This is a genomic window from Rhodococcus sp. P4_E4 (assembly GCF_056401575.1).
This window is the reverse complement of the sequence record NZ_JBFUJB010000004.1, coordinates 108,859-128,963: the sequence shown is the minus strand read 5'-3', so window position 1 is coordinate 128,963 and position 20,105 is coordinate 108,859. Positions and strand designations below refer to the sequence as shown.

Here is a 20,105-nt window from a genome sequence, read left to right as displayed (position 1 = left end):
AAAATCAAGCGCTTGCTCAACTTTCGTTCACGGAGGATTTCAGTGCAGAGCCTGCAGACGCAGTTTCCGAATTTCATCGGCGCAGAGGCCGAACCACCCCGCGTCGCCCGCTACGCCGTCAACGAGGCGATGATCCGCAACTGGGTCGAGGCACACGACGACCGCAACTCGATCTACGTCGACGCCGAAGCTGCTCGCAGCACCGGTCGTCGAGACGTCGTCTGCCCACCCGCGATGATCTCGACCTGGGTGATGGCGGGCTACCGCCGCTATCGGCAGGTCCAACAACTTCGCGCCGACGGAGCCTCCGAGGATTTCGCCTATTCACGACTACTCGGGCTGTTGGACGAGGCCGGCTACACGTCCGTAGTCGCGACCAACGTCGAGCAGGAGTATTTCGCGGAGTTGAGTCCCGGAGACCACGTCACCGCATATTTCACCATCGAAGCGATCTCACCGTTCAAACAGACGGCTCTCGGTCACGGGTGCTTCATCACTCTGTTCAAGAAGTACGTGGACCAGGACGGAAAGACGCTGGTCGAAGAGCGCTTTCGACTGCTCAGATTCAAACCAGATGCCCAGACAGATACCAAGCCCGAAGCCCAGGAGGTAATCGCATGAGCGAGACTGGCTCCCGCCACACCGCGGTGCCGAGACTCACCGTCACCGACGACAACGATTTCTTCTTCTCCGCGGCCAAAGAGGGTCGCCTCGAGATCCAACGGTGTGCGGATTGCAAGACTCTGCGCCACCCGCCAGCGCCCGCCTGCCCGGAATGCCGCTCGTTCAGTTGGGACACAGTCGAATCCACGCGGCGATGCACGTTGCACAGCTTCACGGTCATTCATCACCCGAAGGATCCTGCCTTCGAGTACCCGCTCGCCGTCGGACTCGTCGATCTCGAAGAAGGCACGCGTCTGGTTGCCGACATCGCGGGCATCGATCACGAGGAACTCGAATTCGGTATGGAACTCGAAGTGGCGTTCTCCGAGCACGCTCACGGTGAGATGCTGCCGCAACTGAGGCGACGGGGATCGGTGCAATGACGAATCTTTCTGATTACGAGGTAGGTTCGACCCTTCCCAGCCTCGAACTGCCGTTGGACCGAACGCTCATCGTCGCCACGGCGATCGCTTCTCAGGATTTCGAGGACGTGCATCACGATCCGGGCAAGGCGCAGGATCGCGGAACTCCCGACATCTTCATGAGCATCAACACCACCAACGGGCTCATCGACCGCTACATCACCGACTGGTCAGGCCCGGGATCGCGAATCGTCAAAACATCACTACGGCTTGGTGTTCCGAACTTTCCCGGAGACACCATGACGTTCACCGGCAAAGTGATCGACACCGACGGCCGGACGCTCACCGTGACGGTTCTCGGCAAGAACGCTCGCGGAACGCACGTGACAGCCGACGTGACTCTCGAACCGGCGGAAAGGGTAATCGCATGACACGAGGATTTTCGAGGCAAGCCGCCATCGCCGGGATCGGCGCCACCGAGTTCTCCAAGAACTCCGGCCGCAGTGAATGGCAGTTGGCGTGCGAATCCGTGATCGCCGCGCTCGACGATGCTCACATCGAGGCAGAAGAGGTGAACGGATTTGCACTGTTCACCATGGAGAACAATCCCGAGATTGCGGTCGCACGCGCTCTCGGGATCCCGGAACTGACGTTCTTCAGTCGTATTCCACACGGCGGCGGCGGTGCCTGCGCACCGGTTCAACAAGCCGCGCTTGCCGTCGCCAGTGGTGTCGCCGACGTCGTGGTCGTCTACCGTGCCTTCAACGAAAGATCAGGTCACCGATTCGGCGCCGGGCCACCACCCTTTGCGTACAACGCGTCGACGGACCAGGAGTATCGGAACTGGATCAACCCGTACGGGCTTCTGACGCCGGCGCAGCAGGAAGCCTTCCTCGCCAAGCTCTACATGCACAAGTACGGGGCAACCAGCGCCGACTTCGGTCAGATCTCGGTTCTCTCACGCAAGCATGCCGCGAACAACCCGAAGGCCTGGTTCTACGAACGCCCGATCACCATCGAGGATCATCAGAACTCGCGCATGATCGCCGACCCCATCCGCCTGCTCGACTGCTGTCAGGAAAGTGACGGCGGACAGGCGCTGGTCATCGTCAGCGCGGAGCGCGCCCGCGACCTGCCGCACAAACCAGCGATCATCAGCGGTGCTGCGCAAGGTGTAGGTCCACAACAGATTTCGATGAGCAGCTACTACCGCGAAGACATCGACAGCATGCCGGAAGTCGAACTCGTGGCGCGCCAACTGTGGGACCAGGCCGGTATCGGCCCGGACGACATCGACGCCGCAATTCTCTACGACGCCTTCACCCCGATGGTTCTGCTTCAACTCGAGGAGTACGGATTCTGCGGTCGAGGCGAGGCAAAAGACTTCATCGCCGACGGCAATCTCGAGCTGGACGGTCGCCTGCCGATCAACACCCACGGCGGTCAACTCGGTGAGGGATACATCCACGGCGTCAACGGTATTGCCGAAGGTGTACGCCTGATCCGCGGCACTTCCACCAATCAACCCACCAAAACTCTGGACAACGTGCTCGTGACCGGCGGCTCTCCCGTCCCGCACAGTGCGCTCGTCCTCTCGGCAGATCGCTGAATTTGCCGCCAATTCGAGAAAGCAGGAACCAGATGAGTGAGCGGATCACCTACGCCAGGGCTACACACGGCGAGGAAGAAATACAGGCGGTTGTCGACGTCTTGCGCAGCGGGCATCAAGGATTGCGCATCGGCAAGAACGTCTTCGAGATGGAAGAACGTATCGCGGCCTTGGCAGGCAAGAGGTTCGGCGTCATGTGCAACTCGGGATCCTCGGGTTTGTACTTGGCAGTCGAGCTGCTCGGACTGCCTGCGGGAAGCGAGATCATCACGTCGCCGTTGACGTTCTCCACCGACATCGCACCGATCGTGCGTGCCGGTCTGGTGCCGGTGTTCGTGGACGTGGAACCCAACACGTTCAACGTCGACGTCACCAAGATCGAGGCAATGGTCACCGAAAAAACCGGTGCCATCCTCATGCCGAACCTCGCCGGCAACTGCCCGGACTGGGACGTCATTCGTGACATCGCAGATCGTCACGGACTCAAGGTGATCGAGGATTCGTGTGACGCGATCGGTGCCACGCTCCGCGGCACTCCCACCGGCTCCCGGGCGGACATCGTCGTCACCAGTTTCTCGATGGCACACATCATCACGTGCGCGGGAACCGGCGGAATGGTGTGCGTCGACGACGAAGCCAGCCGCGACAAGGCGCTCCTGCTTCGCCGCTGGGGCCGTCGCAGTGAGCCGAATCTGTTCGGTAGTACCAAGTCCGGCCGAGTCTTCCGTGAAGAACTCGACGGCGTCGACTACGACAACGACTTCATCTTCGAGCTCATGTCATGGAACTTCGAGCCCTCCGAACTCGGCGCAGCTTACGGAGTCGTGCAGCTCGACAAGCTGGAAGAGAACTACAAGACGCGTAAGGCAACGTTTGCGGCCTTCACGGCGGCATACGGCGCCCATCCTGAATTCTTCACGACGCCGGTAGAACTCGACGGTCTCGATACGGCGTGGCTGTGTTACCCGGTGATGATCAACGAGAACGCCCCCTTCACGCGCAGCGACCTGCAGGAAGCCATCGAGGCCGACGGTATCGACACACGAACTGTGTGGAGCGGCAACGTCACTCGTCACCCGATGATGAACAACATCGAGTTCCGTCAGCCGGCCGAAGGATTGCCGGAAGCCGACGCGGTTTTCGCCCGAGGAATGACACTCGGCATGAGTCACGGCCTGCGCGAAGACGAAGTTGCCCGGATTGCGGAGAGCATCAATCGCTTCGCCTCGAAGTTCAAATAGCATGACGAGGCGCTTTGACGGCCGCCGAGCGCTTGTCACCGGTTCCAGTCGCGGAATCGGTGCGGGCGTCGCAGAGCGACTGGCAGCGGAGGGTGCCGACGTCGCCCTCGTGGCTCGGACGCTCGGCACGCATGCAACCCTGTCGGGCAGTCTCGAAGAGACTGCGGCTCGAATTGCCAAGTACGGAACCAAAGTCGAGATAGTTGTCGCAGATCTGACGGACGAGCAGCAGCGCGACACGGTGGTGCCGCTGGCGATCGAGAAGCTTGGCGGGACGATCGACATCCTGGTGAACAACGCGGCAGCGGCGATCTATCAGCTGCTGTCGGATTACCCACTGCGGCGGCGACGTTTGATGTTCGAGGCAAATGTCCATGCACCGCTCGATCTGATGCAAGCCGTGGTGCCGGGGATGGTGGCAAACGGATACGGCTGGATCGTGAACGTGTCCAGTGGCACCGTCAAACCGTGGCATGGCCCGCCGTTCACGTGGGTCGAACCGGGAACTGCCATGACCGTGTACGGCGCCTCCAAAGCAGCGCTCAACAGGATGAGCAACGGCATGGGCGTGGAACTCTACGGCCAGGGGGTTCGCGTCAACACGGTTCAACCGCGGGCAGCGGTGCTCAGTGAGGGCGCCAGAGTCCTGGTCGGTGAGACTATCCGGCCGGATCAGGTCGAATCTATGGAAGAAATGGTGGAAGCGGTCACAGCGCTGTGTGATTGCGACACCGAGTTCACCGCGCGCTCGAGCGTCAGCTTGGACCTGATCGACGAGTGGTCCCTGACCGTACGCGGTCTGGACGGAACGGCACTACGAACCGAGGAGTTGGCATGAAGCCCGTCATCGTGGACGCAGCACGAACGCCGTTCGGCAAGCGTGAGGGTTGGCTGTCCGGAGTCCACGCGGCGGAACTGTTGGGATATGCGCAGAGAGGCGTGCTGGATCGGGTTGGCGTGGATCCTGATGCGGTCGACCAGGTCATCGGCGGATGTGTGACGCCTCTCGGTGAGCAGTTCGGAAACATCGTGCGTACGTCCTGGATGCATGCGGGCCTTCCGTTGAAAGCGGGCTGCACCACGATCGACGCGCAGTGCGGAACTGCACAGCAGTCGGTGCAGTTGATCGCCGGGCAGATTGCCATCGGTGCAGTCGACGTGGGTGTGGCGTGCGGTGTCGAGTTGATGTCCCGAGCTCCGTTGACGTACAAGGTGGGTACCGGCCTGGGAACACCACGTCCGGAGTCGTGGTCACTCGATACCGTCGACCAGTACACCGCGGCCGATCGGATTGCTGTCAAGCGCGGTTTCAGCCGCGAGGATCTCGACGCCTTCGGGCTGCGCTCGCAGCAGCGGGCGGCGGCGGCGTGGGAGGCAGGCCGATTCGACTCGCACATCATCGATGTGGTCGCTCCGGGCTCTGACGTTCCGGTTCATCGGGATCAGGGTTTGCGCGAATCGAGTCTCGACGGGCTCGCGAAGCTGCGCACCGTTCAAGAGGGCGGATTGCACACCGCTGGAACGTCTTCGCAGGTCTCGGACGGTGCGAGTGCCGCTCTGCTGATGTCAGAGGATCGAGCCAAGGCCCTCGGCGTGCGGCCACGGGCAAAGATACTGGCGCAGTGCGTCATCGGCGGTGACACCGAGTTCATGCTCGACGGTCCCGTCGACGCGGCAAACATCGTGCTCGGACGCACCGGGCTGACAATCGACGACATCGATCTGTTCGAGGTCAACGAGGCATTTGCTTCGGTACCGATGTCGTTCGCGCAGGTTCACGGCGTCGATCCCGAATTGCTGAACGTCAACGGCGGCGCAATCGCACTGGGCCACCCGGCCGGTGCAACCGGAATCAGGCTGTTGGCCAATGTCATCGACGAACTGGAACGCCGGAACAAGTCCATCGCACTGATCGCGATCTGCGCGTCCGCCGCAACCACCTGCCTGATTCTCGAACGCATCTGACAAGAACCGAAGATTGAGGAACCTGCCATGGCACTACCCCTGCTCGAAGATCACCGTGACCTGGCGGAAGCGGTAGCCGCATTCGCGAACCGCTTCGGTGGAATCGCCGATACGCGGAGCAACGTCAAGAGGTACGCCGCCGGTGATCGGCCGGACTCGTGGGATGGGTTGGTCCGTCAGGGCCTGCACGCAGTGCACCTGCCGGAGCAGTACGGCGGTGACGGGGCGGGTCTTGCCGAACTTGCAGTGGTAGTCGAGCAATTGGGTGATGCGCTCTATCCGGGACCGTACGTTCCGACGGTCATCGCGAGTGGCATTCTCGCAACAGCTGCGGGCCCGGCTGCGGAAACAATGCTGACGGAGTTGGCCACCGGTGCAACCGGAGCAGTCTGTACCGGAACGAGATTGCGCGCGGCTCGCAGCGATGCTGGGTGGACAGTGAGCGGTTCTGCCGACCCAGCTCTAGGTCTGCCCGGAGCTGATGTCGTTCTCGTGCGGGCGAACAGCGAAGACGGCGAGTTGTGGTTCCGGCTCGAACCGTCGACTTCCGCTGCGGTGGTGATCGAAGACGGGGTGGATCTGACACGGTCGATCGGAACACTGACGTTGACCGATCACCAGGTCGAGGCTGGGCTGATCGTCGACGGTCTCCAGGCGCACCGAACCGAACTGGTCGTCAACACGGTGTTGGCTGCGGAGGCGAGCGGTATCGCCGGGTGGGCGCTACGGACCGCAGTCGACTATGTGAAGTCCCGGCAGCAGTTCGGCCGTCCGGTCGGAAGCTTCCAGGCAGTTCAGCACAAGGCGGCCATGATGCTGGTCCGCTCCGAGATTGCCTGTGCCGCAGCGTGGGACGCCGCTCGATCCGAAGACCACGACGAGGATCAGCAGAAACTTGTCTCGGCTCAAGCTGCGTTGGCCGCTTTGCCCGTCGGCATCGAGAACGCCCTCGAATGTGTAACTTTGCTCGGCGGAATCGGATTCACCTGGGAGCATGACGCGCATCTGTACTGGCGCCGGGCGATCAGTATCGCGGCAGTGGCGGGTTCCGAGGTGAAGTGGGCACACACATTGGGAGACCGGTCCGCCGATTCGGAACGGGATTTCTCCTTTGTCGACCCGGAAATGCTGCCGGAGTTACGAGAGCAGGTTCGGAGGGTTCTGGACGAGGTTGCGCTGCTGCCTGACGACGGAACCACCAGCGCGAGTTGGGCGCCGGCCAAGGGGCGCGCTCGACGCGCCCGATTTGCCGACGCCAAACTGGTTGCCCCGCACTATCGGGCGCCGTACGGGCTCGGAGCGGGGCCGAGGGAACAGGCCGTCATCGCACATGAATTCGCGATGCGAGGTTGGGCTCAACCGTCCACGGTGATCGGGGAATGGGTGCTGCCCACGATTCTCGAACACGGCGACGCCGAGCAGCAGGACAGGTTCGTCGAGCCTTCGCTGCGCGCCGACATCATCTGGTGCCAGCTGTTCAGTGAGCCGGGCGCGGGATCAGACCTGGCCGGTCTGAGCACGAAAGCGCGCAAGGTCGACGGTGGCTGGGTCCTGTCAGGTCAGAAAGTGTGGAACTCGGGTGCGCACGAGGCAGATTGGGGAGTATGCCTGGCGCGTTCCGACGCGGACGCTCCGAAACATCGTGGGCTGTCGTACTTCCTGGTCGACATGACCTCGAAGGGCGTCGACGTACGTCCGCTGAAGCAAGCCACCGGCAAGTCGGAATTCAACGAGGTATTCCTCGACGAGGTCTTCGTCCCGGACGACTGCCTGGTGGCCGAACCTGGGCAAGGGTGGAAACTGGCTGCGACAACGCTGTCCAACGAACGCTTGAGCATGGGCAGCACGCTGCACCACGGTTCGAGTCGGTTGTTCCGTCAGGTGATTGCCGACGCGAGCCACGACTGCCCCCGCGAAGATGCAGTGGAAGGCCTCGGCCGCAGTATCTCTCGTGAGTTGGCACTGTCCGCGATGAATCTGCGCGGAGTGTCGGCGCGACTGGCGGGTCAGGAACCGGGCGCCGAGATCAGCGTGTCGAAGGTGTACAACGCCCTGGCGCAGCGCGAGGGCTCGCGGGACCTGTTGCGACTGCTCGGACCGCGCGCCGCAGTTGTCGACCCGTCGGCGAATTACGCGATAGACCACATCGGACTTCCCTCGATTCTGTTCGGCGGCGGAACCGTCGAAATCCAACTCAACGTCATCGCGCAGCGCGTACTCGGCCTGCCGCGTTCGTAGATCTTAGGAGCTTCACCATGTACTTGGATTTGTCGGAGGAGTCGAAGACTCTGCGCAAGGAATTGCGCGCATACTTCGCAGAGATCATCAACGACGAAGACCGCCGTGCTCTCGTGGATCAGACCGAAGGCGGCCCCGTCTTCGATCGCATCCTGCGCCGGATGGGTAAAGACGGTTGGCTGGGCTTGGGGTGGCCGGAGGAATTCGGCGGTCGGGGTGAGAACCCCGAAGCTCTGTATGTGTTCTACGATGAGGTGATTCGCGCGAATGCGCCGCTGTCACTGGTCACGCTGAACACCGTCGGACCCGCTCTGATCAAGCACGGGACGCAAGCTCAGAAGGACTTCTTCCTGCGTCCGATCCTGGCGGGTGAATTGATCTTTGCCATCGGCTACACCGAACCCAATGCGGGCACCGATCTCGCGGCACTCGAAACACGCGCCCGCATCGAGGGCGACGAGCTTGTCATCAACGGCAACAAGATCTTCACCAGTGCGGGTGTGTTTGCCGACTGGGTCTGGCTTGCCGTTCGCACCGATCCTGACGCGCCGACGCATCAGGGCATTTCCGTGGTCTTGGTACCGACCAATTCGCCGGGGTTCTCGGTCACCGAAATTCACACCGTGGGCGGAATCAGCACTTCGGCAACCTATTACGAAGATGTTCGGGTGCCGATCAGCAATGTCGTCGGTGAGCTCAATCAGGGGTGGAAGCTCATCACCAACCAGCTCAACCACGAACGTGTTGCCCTGGCAGCACGCGGTGGCATCGCCAACGAGCTCTTCGCCGAGGTGGTCGAGTGGGCAAAGACGGAACCCGCCGGTGACGGCCACGTCTACGACATCGGCTGGGTACGTGAGAAATTGGCGGAAGTCTACGCGCTGCTCAGCGCCGCCGACCTGATGAACCTGCGACTGGTGGCGGACGTCGCCGCCAACACCTTGGGCGGCGGGGATTCGGCCGCGGCCAAGATCTTCGGTACCGAAGCCGTCGTCAGTGCGTACGGCATGCTGCAGGAAGTGCTGGGTGCCAAGGGCTTACTGCGCCCCGGTACACCCGGAGCGGTACTGGAAGGGCGGGTCGAGAACCTGGGTCGGCGCGCCCAGAACAACACCTTCGGTGGTGGTACCAACGAAGTGATGCGTGAAATTGTCGCCGCAAAATGCCTGGGCATGGCGCTTGCTGCGCGTCGCCGGCCCGCTGCACAGAACGAAAAGAGCTGACATGGAATTCGAATTCGACGACAACTTGTCCGCCGTGCGGGATCTGAGTGAATCGATCTTCTCGGCGAAGTCCGGAGTGGACCGACTGCGGGAAGTGGAGAGCACCAGCGGTTTCGACGCCGAACTGTGGAAGCTCCTCGCCGACTCCGACGTTCTGGGAATCGCTCTGCCGGAAGAGGTCGGGGGAGCAGGACTCGGAATGCTCGGCCTGGCCGCGGTGCTCGAACAACAGGGCCGCCGGGTCGCCCAGGTGCCGCTCTGGTCGGTGATTTCCACGGCGGCGCTGCCGATTTCCGAGTTCGGCAGCACGGAGCAGAAAGCGTCGTGGCTTCCGGGACTGCTCGACGGCTCGGTGATCGTCACCGGCACATTCGACACCGGCTACAACGCCGAGACGGCGGTTCGCGCCGAGCCGGCGCCTGACGGTTGGGTTCTGTCAGGCCACGTCGACTCCGTGCCTGCCGCGGAGTTCGCGGCCGCGCTGGTCGTTCCGGTGACGATGCCGGACGGCAGTGTCAGCGTCATGATCGTGCCCACGGACCGGGACGCGCTGGTGCGTACACCGCTTGCGGTGACGAACCGCGAGAGCAACAGTTCTGTGCAGTTCGACGGGGTTGCGGTTACTGCAGCTGACGCACTTCCCGCAGACGGCGCGGTGGTTCGAGACTGGACGTTGCGGCGTGCACGGGTGGCTCTTGCGGCCCTGGCTACCGGCGTCTGCGAGGAAGCGCTGGGGATGACGGCGAAATACACCTCCGAGCGAGTGCAATTCGGTCGTCCACTCTCGACCAACCAGGCAGTTGCCGTCCGGGCCGCCGACGCGTACCTCGACACCGAGAGCACAAGGTTGACCACGCACCGCGCTGCCTGGCTGATGGACAGCGGAGTCGAGAGTGAAGCGGAAGCAGCGGCGCTGGTCGCCAAATGGTGGGCGTCGCGCGGCGGCCTGCGTGTGGTGCACGCGACCCAGCACCTGCACGGCGGAATCGGAGCGGATGTCGACTATCCGATTCACCGCTATTTCCTGTGGGGACGGCAGATCGCCTTCACCTTGGGGAGCGTGGGGGCGATAGGCGCCGAACTCGCCGATCAGTTGGAAATCCGAGCCCAGATCGGGGCGTCGGCGTGAATATCTGAGACGACAGGTTGCAGTCACGGGCAGCGCGTCGGCAATCATCGCGCTACTCTGCCCTTCGTGAATCGCACCAGTTCGTTCATCCGGCCGTTGGTTCCGCGGGATCCGCACGAGCCGCATCGGGTGGCGACGCCGCTCGAGCTGCTCACCGACCTCTGCTTCGTCGTGGCGGTCGCTCAAGCGGCCACCGGTCTGCACCACGCGATCAGCGAAGGGCACGCGGCTTCGGGCGTCGGGCACTTCGCGATGGCGTTCTTCGCGATCTGGTGGACGTGGCTGAACTTCACGTGGTTCACCTCGGCGTACGACAACGACGACGGAATCGCCCGGCTGCTGACCATCTTCCAGATCCTCGGATCGCTGGTCCTTGCAGCCGGCATCGTCCGCTTCTTCAACGACGACGCCCTGCTCATCATCGTCGGCTACGTCATCATGCGAATAGCCCTGGTCATCCAATGGCTCAGGGTGTCGCGGAACGACCCCGAACATGCGCTCACGGCTCGTCGATACGCTCTCGGAATCGTGTTGGTCCAGATCGGTTGGATCGGTTTCTACTTCGTTCCGTCCGCCATTTACGTCCCGACGTTCCTGGTGTTGGTTCTGTGCGAATTCGCGGTACCGATCTGGTCGGAGAAGCCGGGCATGACGCCGTGGCACCCGCATCACATCGCGGAGCGGTACTCGTTGTTCTTCATCATCGTTCTGGGCGAGACGATCCTTTCGACCACCATCGCGATTCAGGACGCGGTCGACGGTGAGCATCCGGCAGCGCAGGTCACCTACGTCGTGATCGGCGGCATTCTGATTGTCTTCAGCCTGTGGTGGCTCTACTTCCAACGCAATGCAGGCGAAGTGATCGGCGGTGACAACGTCTCACCCTTCGTCTGGGGGTTCGGTCACTACTTCATCTTCGCCGCCGCTGCCGCCATCGGTGCGGGGTTGGCTTCGCGCGTCGACTTCTGGACTCATCACGGTGACGGCAGCGCGTTGGTGACGGGTGCTGCCGTCACCGTTCCGGTCGCGGTCATCCTTGCAGCGCTGTGGTTCATCCACATTCGACTACATGACTCCTCGGTACGCACCCTCATGCCGTTCTCGGTCGCGATCGTCGTCGTGCTCGGTGGTACCTACACCGCGGTGCCCGAACTGGTTGCGGGACTGGCCTGCGCCGCGCTGTTGGCCGTGGAACTGGTTCTGACCGAGGGGAAATCCGAAACCGTCTGAGCGCTCATTCGGCGGCAAGGAATATCGCCTTGGTGACGGCGACGGTCTCCAGCGGTCCCTTCGACGGTCCGACCAGCACGGTCCACCGATCTTCGGAACGATCGATCGGATAGGTGCTTTCGGCCCATACGATGGGTGTATCCGTCCCTTGCCCTCGGCAGGAGTAGGCGCCCGCCAGACGGGGGTCGGATTCGGCAGAGGGCCACGAACCGCCGTGCCGGACGCGGCAGAGAAGGCCGTTCTCGAGTTCGAGCCCGAAGGGAGTCGGGCCGGCGGGCGGCGGATAGGCCTCGACGCCGTCCACGCCTCGAGCGGTGATCAGTTCTGTTCCCCAGGGAAATTGCAGGCAGAGAATCGAATCGGGCTCCGGGCCGACCCAACACGCGTCCGCCCCGTCTGCGGTGCTTCCGCAGGTGATGACTCCCGGCGTGACGGCCGACTGAGATGCTCCGTAGCACTCGCTGATCTTCATGGCCGGTGTCTTGACACTCCAACCGGATTTGGGTTTGCCGGAACCGTCGACGGCAACAAGATTCACGATCTCGGTGGGTGTACCGCCCGCCGATGATCCCGCAGTCGCGGGCAAGCACCGGCAGAGGACTATGCGGGTGATAGTTCCCTCATCCGCTTTCTTGCCTTCGGGTGTGAAGGTGATGCGATACCCGGTTCCTGCTTCGGAGTCGGCCGGAAAGACTGCAACCGATTCGCCGTCGGAATTGGTTGTGGCAGTGAAGGGACCGTACAGTTCGGCGGCGCGCTGCATCTTCTGGCCGACGGCCAGTCCGTCCAGTGTGACAGCACCGGTCCGGGGTGCAATTTCGACGAGAACGCCATCGGTAAAGGTCAATTCGCAGTCTTGCCATTCGACCACCACCGTTCCGGTCTTCGATACCGACACCAGATCGCCGGCCGCTTTCCGTGCGTCCTCCACCGTCATGCCGATCCGAAGGTCACGGAAGCCGCTGGTGGAGAGTCGCTCCCGTGCGGATTCGGGATTCGAGGCAACCGCCAGCCGTGCGGTGAGTTGCGCTGCGTTGGCGGCGTCGATCGCCATGCCCCCGGTCGCGTCGGCGATGCACTTCAACTGGCCGGACGCAGCGGCGTCGAGCTTGAATCCGATTGTGTGGATAGTCAGGTCAGGATCGTGAGGTATCGCTTCCGTGGACTCACATGGAGGTTCGGTTGAGCAGGTGTCCTCTCCATCGGAGACGAGGATGATCGTGCGCTCGCCATCGGTCGGGAGTGCGGCGGCGGCTTGTTGAAGCGCAGCCATGATCGGCGTGTATCCCGACGCGGACAACCCGTCGATTCCCGCTGCGAATGCATTTCGATCGAGCGGTCCGAGTGGCACGACGGTCTTGATGTCGCGGCAACCCGCGTCCTTCTCGGCGTCGCTGCTACCTGTGGCGGTGCCGTACGCGATCAGACCGAGCGCTGTGTCGTCTGGAAGACCACTGACAAGAGTGTGAATCGCGTTCTTGGCGGCATCGATTCGAGGACCGGGAGCGTCGTCCTGCTTCATCGACCCCGAGGCGTCCAGGACGATGATGCTAGGCGCCGTTGCGCTCGCCTCTGAAACCGGATCAGCAGTGACACTTGCCTGCTGGGGCCCGCCTACTTCCTGGGTCCCACCTGCTTCTTTGGGCCCGCCACTGCCCTGCGTCGAACACCCGACGGCAATGATCGCAGTCGCCGCAATACAGATCGCCACACGAAGACGCATGGAATGAGGCTACGAGGTGCCGCCGCCCACCAACAGTCGTCCGAACGGACGACAGGCTCAGCGAATCGCGAGCCGCTCCTTGCGGAGCTTGTCGACCTCGGGCAGATGCAGGGGTTCGAGCTCGTTGACGCCCAAGGCCCGCATGAGCAGGAGGTCCGCGAGTTCCGGATTCCGGGCCAAGGCGGGTCCGTGCATGTACGTCCCGATCACCGAACCCTGCACGACGCCTTCGAATCCGTCACCGACGCCGTTTCCGACACCATGGGTGACACGTGCGAATCCAGAGGCTGAGCTACCCAGAGTTGTTCCGCCGCGGTGATTCTCGAAACCTGAGAGAGGTGCTGTGAGCCCGTCGATCAAGGGCTTCGTGATGACCTCGCCGATGGAACGCTTCTCCTGCGGAGAGGTCGTGACGTCGAGCATCGAGACACCGTCGACGCGTTCGCCGCTGGAGGTTTCGTACCAGTTGCCGAGCACCTGAATGGCAGCGCAGATCGCCAGAACCGGTGCGCCGCGCTCGGCGGCGCGTTGCAGGCCAGGGTATTTCGCGAGATGGCGCGTTGCGAGTCGCTGAGCGGAATCCTCGGCGCCACCCAATGTGTACACGTCGAGCGAGTCGGGGACCGGATCGCTCAAGGTGATGTCCACGATTTCGGCGTCGTACCCGCGCATCCGCAGACGCTGACGCAGGATCAGGGCATTGCCGCCGTCGCCGTAGGTGCCCATGACGTCGGGGAGAACCAGTCCGATGCGAATTGTCGAGTCAGACATTGCGAGACTCCTTCGCGATGGCGGTGTTGAGGTCACGGAAGGCTGTGTAGTTCGCCAGTACCTCCACGCGTCCGGGAGGGCAGGAAGCGATGGCGCGCAACGGATCCGGATCGAGGGTGTGCTCGACGCCTGCGTACGTGAGGCGAACGGCGAGATCGGTTGCGCGTTCGCCGGCGGCCACTACCTTGACGCCTTCGAAGTGTTCGAACTTCACGTCCCACAGCCAGGAGAGGTCCTCGCCGTCCGGCACCTGACCGTTCACCGCGATCACGAGTCCGTCCACCGTGGGATCGATCATCGACAGCGCTTCCTGCCAACCGGCGGGATTCTTCGCGAGCAGCATGTGGACGGAGTGCGGTCCGACCTCGACGGTGCTGTAGCGGCCGGCGACTTCCTGGACCGTCGACGCGGCGGCAACTGCCCCGACCGGATCTGCGCCCAAAGCAGCCGCAGCAGCTACGGCCTGAGCGGCGTTACCGCGGTTGGCTTTTCCGGGGAGAGTCAACGTCATCGGAATCTTCAGGCCGTCGGGGCCGTAGAGATTGTCGTCGTCGAGCCACCAGGTCGGCTCGGGCCGCGCGAAGTCGGAACCGGTACTGCGCCAGTGCTTTCCCTCCCACACGATGGGTTCACCGGTGCGCGGGCAGCTGACGGAATCGCCGGCCCAGCCGCCGCCGGCAGCAACCCACACGACGTTGGCGGCGTCGTATGCCACGGAGGTGACCAGTACGTCATCGCAGTTGGCGACGATCACCGCGTTCGGATGCGCATTGACGCACGCGCGGAGCTTCCGCTCGATCATGTTGATCTCGCCGACCCGGTCGAGCTGATCGCGGCTGAGATTGAGCAGCACGATCACTTCCGGGTTCACGGCGTCGGCTACGTGGGGGACGTGCAGTTCGTCGACCTCGAGTGCTGCCAGCGTTGCGTCCGTACGCGCGGCCAGAGCGGCCACGATCCCGGCATCCATGTTGGCGCCGTCGGCCTGCGTGGCGACGTCACCGAGTGTCGCGAGCGCTGCGGCGGTCATACGCGTGGTCGTCGACTTGCCGTTGGTGCCCGTGACCACGACGGTGCGCTTGCCGCGTCCGAGCTGAGTCATGAGCGTCGGGTCGATCTTGAGGGCGATCAACCCGCCGATCATCGAACCCTTGCCGCGACCGGCCTTCTGCGATGCCCAAGATGCTGCTGCGGCAGCTCGCATGGCGAGCTTTCCGCGCACTGTGATCGATAGTCCAGTTCCCACGGCCCGAGTTTGGCACAGGGCATCGTCAGACGCCGAGTCGCGCCGGTGGTGAGGCTGCAGGTGTGTCCGAGAAAACAGTGTTCGCGGGCTTGCGCCTCATCTGTGCGGCACTCGCTCCGGCGATCACGATGACTGCCCCGACCAGGGACAACGGGCTCGGATCCTCGTGCAGGAACAGCCAGGACGCGCCGATTCCCACTACCGGTACCAGCAAGGAGAGCGGCGCCACCATGCCGGCGGGATAGCGGCCCATGAGCATCGTCCAGAGCCCGGATCCGGCGATGGTGCCGAGCAGAATGATGTAGGCCAGCCCGACCAGTGACGGCCAGGCGTCGGCGCTGAACGCGGTGCCGAGCGCGTGCCATCCGACGGTCGGGCCTTCGACCACCGCTGACAGGGCGAGCATCGGCAACGGCGGGATGACGCACATCCACAGCATCAAGCGCATCGGTGCGGGCTCGCCGACGGTGTTCGCCGCGGCCAAGCGGCTGCCGAGATTGCCGAACGCCCAGGACAGACCGCCGAGGAGCGTGAGGATCACGGGCAGCAGTGCCGCGTGGTGTGAACGGTCCCAGCCGATCAACGACATACCGGCTACGGCGACGGCGATCCCGGAGACCTGCCAGACGCTGAGCTTCTCGCGGAGCAGGAACGCGCCGAGTAGGACGGTGAACGGCGCGGACGACTGCAGGACCAGTGATGCGAGACCCGTCGGCATCCCCGAATGCATCGCCCAGAAGAGGAAGACGAACTGGCCGAATCCGAAACCGAATCCGTAGAGCAGCAACCAACGGAGCGGTACCTGCGGACGCGGCACGAAGATGACCACCGGAATCGCGATGATCAGGAACCGCAGCGCCGCGAAGAAGAACGGCGGGAAATGATCCAGGCCGACGCGAATGGCCAGGAAGTTCAGACCCCACAAGACGATCACGGTCAGGCCGAGGAGACGGTCGCGGGGAGTCATGACGTTAATCGTGAGCCGTACGAAGCATCAGAACAAGCGAATATAGATGCACTATCCATGTAGTTTTGCTACATGGATATTCGTCACCGTATGGATGCCACGCGCTTGCGGATCCTCCGTGAGCTCGCCGACCGAAGAACCGTCGGCGCTACTGCTCTCGCTCTCTCGATGACACCGTCCGCCGTCTCGCAACAACTCAAGATCCTCGGCCGAGAGGCGGGGGTCTCGCTCCTCGAACCGGACGGGCGCACGCTGCGCCTCACCGACGCTGGTCGAGCGCTGGTGCTCCGCGCCGACGACGTGGTGGCGGCGCTCGACCGGGCAGCGGACGAGATGGCGTCGTACCGAGGCTCGCCGCGCGGCAAGGTGCGAGTCGCGTTCTTTCCCTCCGGAGCAGCTCTCCTGCTGCCCGGCGTTCTGACGGCGCTGAAGAACTCGGACGTGGACATCGACGCACACGACGTCGACAAACCGGCGTCGGCCGTCCCTGGACTGTTGGCCGATCACGACGTGATCCTCACTCACCGTGACGAACGCGGCGCCGAGACCTCGTTTCCCCGGGTCAGCGTGCAACCGCTGATGCGTGAACCGATCGATCTGGTGCTGCGGCCTGATCATCCACTCGCCGAGCAGGATTCGGTCCGGTTGGAACAATTGGCCGACGAGAACTGGATCAGCGTGCGCGGCGGGTTTCCGGTCGACGACGTTCTGTTGTCCGTTGCATCCGTCACCGGGGTCCAACCTCGAGTCGCTCATCGGATAAACGATTTCCGAGTTATCGAAGAGTTGGTGGCGGCGGGCCACGGTGTGGCTTTGATGCCGCGTTACGCGATCACACATCCTGGAGTGTCGAGGAAACCGGTGGCAGGCGTGCGCGCTGCTCGCGTTTATGAATTGGCAACTCGATTACACATCGACCGCAGCCCGGCTATCGGAGTGGTTCTCGACGCTTTTCGCGACGTCGCGCGAGCTGTCGGTGAATGAACGGCTGTCGGTGCATGAACGGCGGATGGTGAATGAATACGAAACGGGAGCGACACGATTAGTGTCGCTCCCGTTTCGGTAGTGCAATCCTCACTGATTAGTGAGGGCCTGAATCAGGCGAGGGCCTTGGCCTTGAGCGCTGCGAATTCTTCTTCGCTGATGGTGCCGGCGTCGAGAAGCGCCTTTGCATCTGCGATGGACTCGGCCGGGGACTTTCCGGCAACCTCACGGATGTAGCTGTCCTGTGCATTCTTGACCTGCTGAGCAGCCTCCATGGAGCGCTGGGCCATTCCGTCGCTTCGGACGATCAGATAGACGAGCGAGGTGAGCAGCGGAATGAAGAACAGGAAGACGATCCAGATTGCCTTTACCCAGCCGGAAGTCTTGTGATCGCGGAATAGGTCGGTGATGATCGAGAAGAGCAGGATCAGGTACGCGATGAACGCGAAGCTGATGATGATCAGCCAGAGGAAGTCCCAAAAGGAATCCATTGTCGAGCCCCATTTCACAAGTCGGATTTGTCTGAGGTGACTATCTCACGTGCCGGGGTCGGCTGCATCATCCTCGATGGGTGAATCCTGTTTGTTAACTTCGCTAAGCGACTCTTTCGGGACCTATGTCATGCCGAACCGAAAACACGGACCGAAGAACTTCTGTGCCGTGAAAACAACCCTGGTCTCACCCGAAAATCGGGTGAGACCAGGGTTTGTTGAAGAGCCGGGTTCGTATTGCGTGAGTGTCAGCTCGCGCGGTTCACTGCCGAAACCACGGCGCGCAGCGACGCCGTCGTGATTGACGTGGCGATACCCACACCCCAGACGACGGTGCTCTGACCGTCCGGGCCCGTCACGGCGCACTCGACGTAGGCCGCCGCTTGGGCGTCGTCGCCGGCGGACATTGCGTGCTCGGAGTAGTCGAGGACACGAACGTCGAAGTTGATGCTTCCCAGCGCGTCGACGAAGGCAGCGAGCGGGCCGTTACCGGTTCCCGAGATCTCCTGCTCCTTGCCGTTCACCTTGACGATGGCGGTGATGGCGTCGGTGCCGCCGTCCTCCTCGGAGGCGGTGACCTTCTGCTTCATGCGCTCGAGCGGGGTGACGGGGGCGAGGTACTCCTCGTGGAAGACGTCCCACATTTCCTTCGGCGAGACCTCGCCGCCTTCGCCGTCGGTGATCTTCTGGACCGACTGCGAGAACTCGACCTGCAGACGACGCGGCAGCACCAGACCGTGATCGGCCTTCATGATGTACGCGACGCCGCCCTTGCCGGACTGCGAATTCACGCGGATGACGGCCTCGTAGCTGCGGCCGACGTCCTTGGGGTCGATCGGCAGGTAGGGGACCTGCCAGAGAATGTCGTCGACGTCCGAGTCCTGGTTGTCGGCGTCGACCTTCATGGCGTCGAGGCCCTTGTTGATCGCGTCCTGGTGGCTGCCGGAGAACGCGGTGTAGACCAGGTCGCCGCCGTACGGATGACGCTCGTGGACGGGCAGTTGGTTGCAGTACTCGACCGTGCGACGGATCTCGTCGATGTTCGAGAAATCGATCTGCGGGTCGACGCCGCGCGTGAACATGTTCAGCGCGAGGGTGACCAGGCAGACGTTGCCGGTGCGCTCACCGTTACCGAACAGGCAGCCTTCGATGCGGTCTGCGCCGGCCTGGTAGCCCAGCTCGGCTGCAGCGACGCCGGTGCCGCGGTCGTTGTGGGGGTGCAGCGACAGGATGACCGAATCGCGGCGGGCCAGGTTGCGGTGCATCCACTCGATGGAGTCGGCGTACACGTTGGGTGTCGCCATCTCGACGGTGGCGGGCAGGTTCAGGATGACCGGGTTGGCAGGCGTCGCACCCAGGGTTTCGGTGACGGCGTCACATACTTCCTTGGCGTACTCGAGCTCGGTGCCGGTGTAGGACTCGGGCGAGTATTCCCAGCGCCAGTTGGTGTCCGGGTACTTCTTCGACTCGGCCAGGACCAGTTCGGCGGCGTCGGTGGCGATCTTCTTGATCGTGTCCTTGTCGGCGCGGAACACGACGCGGCGCTGCAGGATCGAGGTGGAGTTGTAGAAGTGCACGATCGCGTTCTCGGCACCTTCGCACGCCTCGAATGTGCGCTTGATCAGTTCAGGACGCGACTGCGTCAGCACCTGGATGGTGACATCGGACGGGATCGCGCCGTCCTCGATGATCTCGCGAACGAAGTCGAAGTCGGTCTGGCTCGCGGACGGGAATCCGACCTCGATCTCCTTGTAGCCCATACGGACCAGGAGATCGAACATGCGACGCTTGCGCGCCGGGCTCATCGGATCGATCAGCGCCTGGTTGCCGTCGCGCAGGTCAACGGCACACCACTGGGGTGCTCGGTCGATGATCTTGTCCGGCCAGGTGCGGTCGGGCAGCGTGACCGTCTCGACCTCTTCGGCGAACGGGCGGTAGCGGAACGTCGGCATCGACGAGTTCTTCTGCGTGTTCCACGCAGGCTGGTCGGAAGGTGCCGGCTTCGTGGGCGGGGTAATGGTGCGAGTGCCGGTGGTGAATGCGTCAGCGGGGGACATTGGTGTGATCTCCAGGATTGTGGACCTGGCCTGATGACCTGTTGGTCAAGACCATGAGTCCGGAAGGCTTGGTCGACCGGCGCACAAAAACCCCGCGGCGGGAGGCCAGTCTGGATCAGACCCCGTCGCGGCAACCAAGAAGGAGTGCGCGCTGCATGCACAGCACTCTACTCCTGGATTTCGCGAGAAATCGGTGGGGTTCGCCC

Annotated in this window: 18 protein-coding genes; 12 read left to right on the top strand and 6 right to left on the bottom strand. The window is 63.0% G+C overall.

Going from position 1 to position 20,105, the window contains the following annotated elements; translation table 11 throughout:
- Positions 1-42: 42 nt before the first annotated feature.
- The 11 genes from AC1DVN_RS06710 (at position 43) to AC1DVN_RS06660 (ending at position 11,660) form a co-directional block, all read left to right on the top strand.
- Positions 43-621 (top strand): FAS1-like dehydratase domain-containing protein, encoded by a 579-nt coding sequence (locus AC1DVN_RS06710; protein ID WP_041814552.1) that lies wholly within the window; start codon positions 43-45, stop codon positions 619-621.
- The gene (locus AC1DVN_RS06705) at positions 618-1,046 is read left to right on the top strand and encodes a Zn-ribbon domain-containing OB-fold protein (protein WP_020905908.1); all 429 of its coding nucleotides are present in this window, start codon (positions 618-620) and stop codon (positions 1,044-1,046) included. Before AC1DVN_RS06710 ends, AC1DVN_RS06705 begins: the two co-directional genes overlap by 4 nt.
- On the top strand, positions 1,043-1,456 hold the full coding sequence (locus tag AC1DVN_RS06700) for a hotdog family protein (protein ID WP_020968218.1): 414 nt from the start codon (positions 1,043-1,045) through the stop codon (positions 1,454-1,456). The genes AC1DVN_RS06705 and AC1DVN_RS06700 overlap by 4 nt, the downstream gene beginning before the upstream one ends.
- Positions 1,453-2,634: a lipid-transfer protein gene (locus tag AC1DVN_RS06695; RefSeq protein WP_020905910.1), complete on the top strand. Its 1,182-nt coding sequence runs from the start codon at positions 1,453-1,455 to the stop codon at positions 2,632-2,634. Before AC1DVN_RS06700 ends, AC1DVN_RS06695 begins: the two co-directional genes overlap by 4 nt.
- A gap of 32 nt (positions 2,635-2,666) precedes the next feature.
- Positions 2,667-3,875: a DegT/DnrJ/EryC1/StrS family aminotransferase gene (locus AC1DVN_RS06690; RefSeq protein WP_019746553.1), complete on the top strand. Its 1,209-nt coding sequence runs from the start codon at positions 2,667-2,669 to the stop codon at positions 3,873-3,875.
- 1 nt (position 3,876) lies between these two features.
- Positions 3,877-4,713 (top strand): SDR family NAD(P)-dependent oxidoreductase, encoded by an 837-nt coding sequence (locus AC1DVN_RS06685; RefSeq protein ID WP_477993633.1) that lies wholly within the window; start codon positions 3,877-3,879, stop codon positions 4,711-4,713.
- A complete protein-coding gene (locus tag AC1DVN_RS06680) occupies positions 4,710-5,840 on the top strand; it encodes a steroid 3-ketoacyl-CoA thiolase (RefSeq protein WP_477993632.1) in 1,131 nt (376 codons plus the stop codon). The genes AC1DVN_RS06685 and AC1DVN_RS06680 overlap by 4 nt, the downstream gene beginning before the upstream one ends.
- A gap of 27 nt (positions 5,841-5,867) precedes the next feature.
- Positions 5,868-8,078 carry an acyl-CoA dehydrogenase gene (locus AC1DVN_RS06675; protein WP_477993631.1) on the top strand — a complete coding sequence of 737 codons (2,211 nt, stop codon included), beginning with the start codon at positions 5,868-5,870 and terminating at the stop codon, positions 8,076-8,078.
- A 17-nt stretch (positions 8,079-8,095) separates the two neighbouring features.
- The gene (locus AC1DVN_RS06670; RefSeq protein ID WP_020905915.1) at positions 8,096-9,301 is read left to right on the top strand and encodes an acyl-CoA dehydrogenase family protein; all 1,206 of its coding nucleotides are present in this window, start codon (positions 8,096-8,098) and stop codon (positions 9,299-9,301) included.
- Between the two features lies 1 nt (position 9,302).
- Positions 9,303-10,430: an acyl-CoA dehydrogenase family protein gene (locus AC1DVN_RS06665; RefSeq protein WP_477846653.1), complete on the top strand. Its 1,128-nt coding sequence runs from the start codon at positions 9,303-9,305 to the stop codon at positions 10,428-10,430.
- Positions 10,431-10,496: 66 nt separating this feature from the next.
- A complete protein-coding gene (locus AC1DVN_RS06660) occupies positions 10,497-11,660 on the top strand; it encodes a low temperature requirement protein A (protein ID WP_020905917.1) in 1,164 nt (387 codons plus the stop codon).
- A 4-nt stretch (positions 11,661-11,664) separates the two neighbouring features.
- On the opposite strand, the gene AC1DVN_RS06655 is transcribed toward AC1DVN_RS06660, so the two are convergent.
- The 4 genes from AC1DVN_RS06655 to AC1DVN_RS06640 are packed head-to-tail and all read right to left on the bottom strand — an operon-like array spanning position 11,665 to position 16,367.
- Positions 11,665-13,383: a vWA domain-containing protein gene (locus tag AC1DVN_RS06655; protein ID WP_477846652.1), complete on the bottom strand. Its 1,719-nt coding sequence runs from the start codon at positions 13,381-13,383 to the stop codon at positions 11,665-11,667.
- 57 nt (positions 13,384-13,440) lie between these two features.
- Positions 13,441-14,154, bottom strand: coding sequence for a type 1 glutamine amidotransferase (locus tag AC1DVN_RS06650; protein ID WP_019746560.1), 714 nt, complete (start codon positions 14,152-14,154; stop codon positions 13,441-13,443).
- Positions 14,147-15,400 carry a DUF1727 domain-containing protein gene (locus tag AC1DVN_RS06645; protein ID WP_477993630.1) on the bottom strand — a complete coding sequence of 418 codons (1,254 nt, stop codon included), beginning with the start codon at positions 15,398-15,400 and terminating at the stop codon, positions 14,147-14,149. The genes AC1DVN_RS06650 and AC1DVN_RS06645 overlap by 8 nt, the downstream gene beginning before the upstream one ends.
- A gap of 25 nt (positions 15,401-15,425) precedes the next feature.
- A complete protein-coding gene (locus AC1DVN_RS06640; protein ID WP_058038234.1) occupies positions 15,426-16,367 on the bottom strand; it encodes an EamA family transporter in 942 nt (313 codons plus the stop codon).
- A gap of 90 nt (positions 16,368-16,457) precedes the next feature.
- Between AC1DVN_RS06640 and AC1DVN_RS06635 the strand changes: the two genes are divergently transcribed.
- A complete protein-coding gene (locus AC1DVN_RS06635) occupies positions 16,458-17,351 on the top strand; it encodes a LysR family transcriptional regulator (protein WP_069147130.1) in 894 nt (297 codons plus the stop codon).
- Positions 17,352-17,464: 113 nt separating this feature from the next.
- Here AC1DVN_RS06635 and AC1DVN_RS06630 read toward each other — a convergent pair whose 3' ends face one another.
- Both AC1DVN_RS06630 and leuA read right to left on the bottom strand, forming a co-directional pair.
- On the bottom strand, positions 17,465-17,842 hold the full coding sequence (locus AC1DVN_RS06630; RefSeq protein ID WP_020968226.1) for a PLDc N-terminal domain-containing protein: 378 nt from the start codon (positions 17,840-17,842) through the stop codon (positions 17,465-17,467).
- Positions 17,843-18,090: 248 nt separating this feature from the next.
- Complete coding sequence (gene leuA / locus AC1DVN_RS06625; RefSeq protein ID WP_019746565.1) at positions 18,091-19,899, bottom strand: 2-isopropylmalate synthase; 1,809 nt, start codon at positions 19,897-19,899, stop codon at positions 18,091-18,093.
- Positions 19,900-20,105 lie beyond the last annotated feature (206 nt).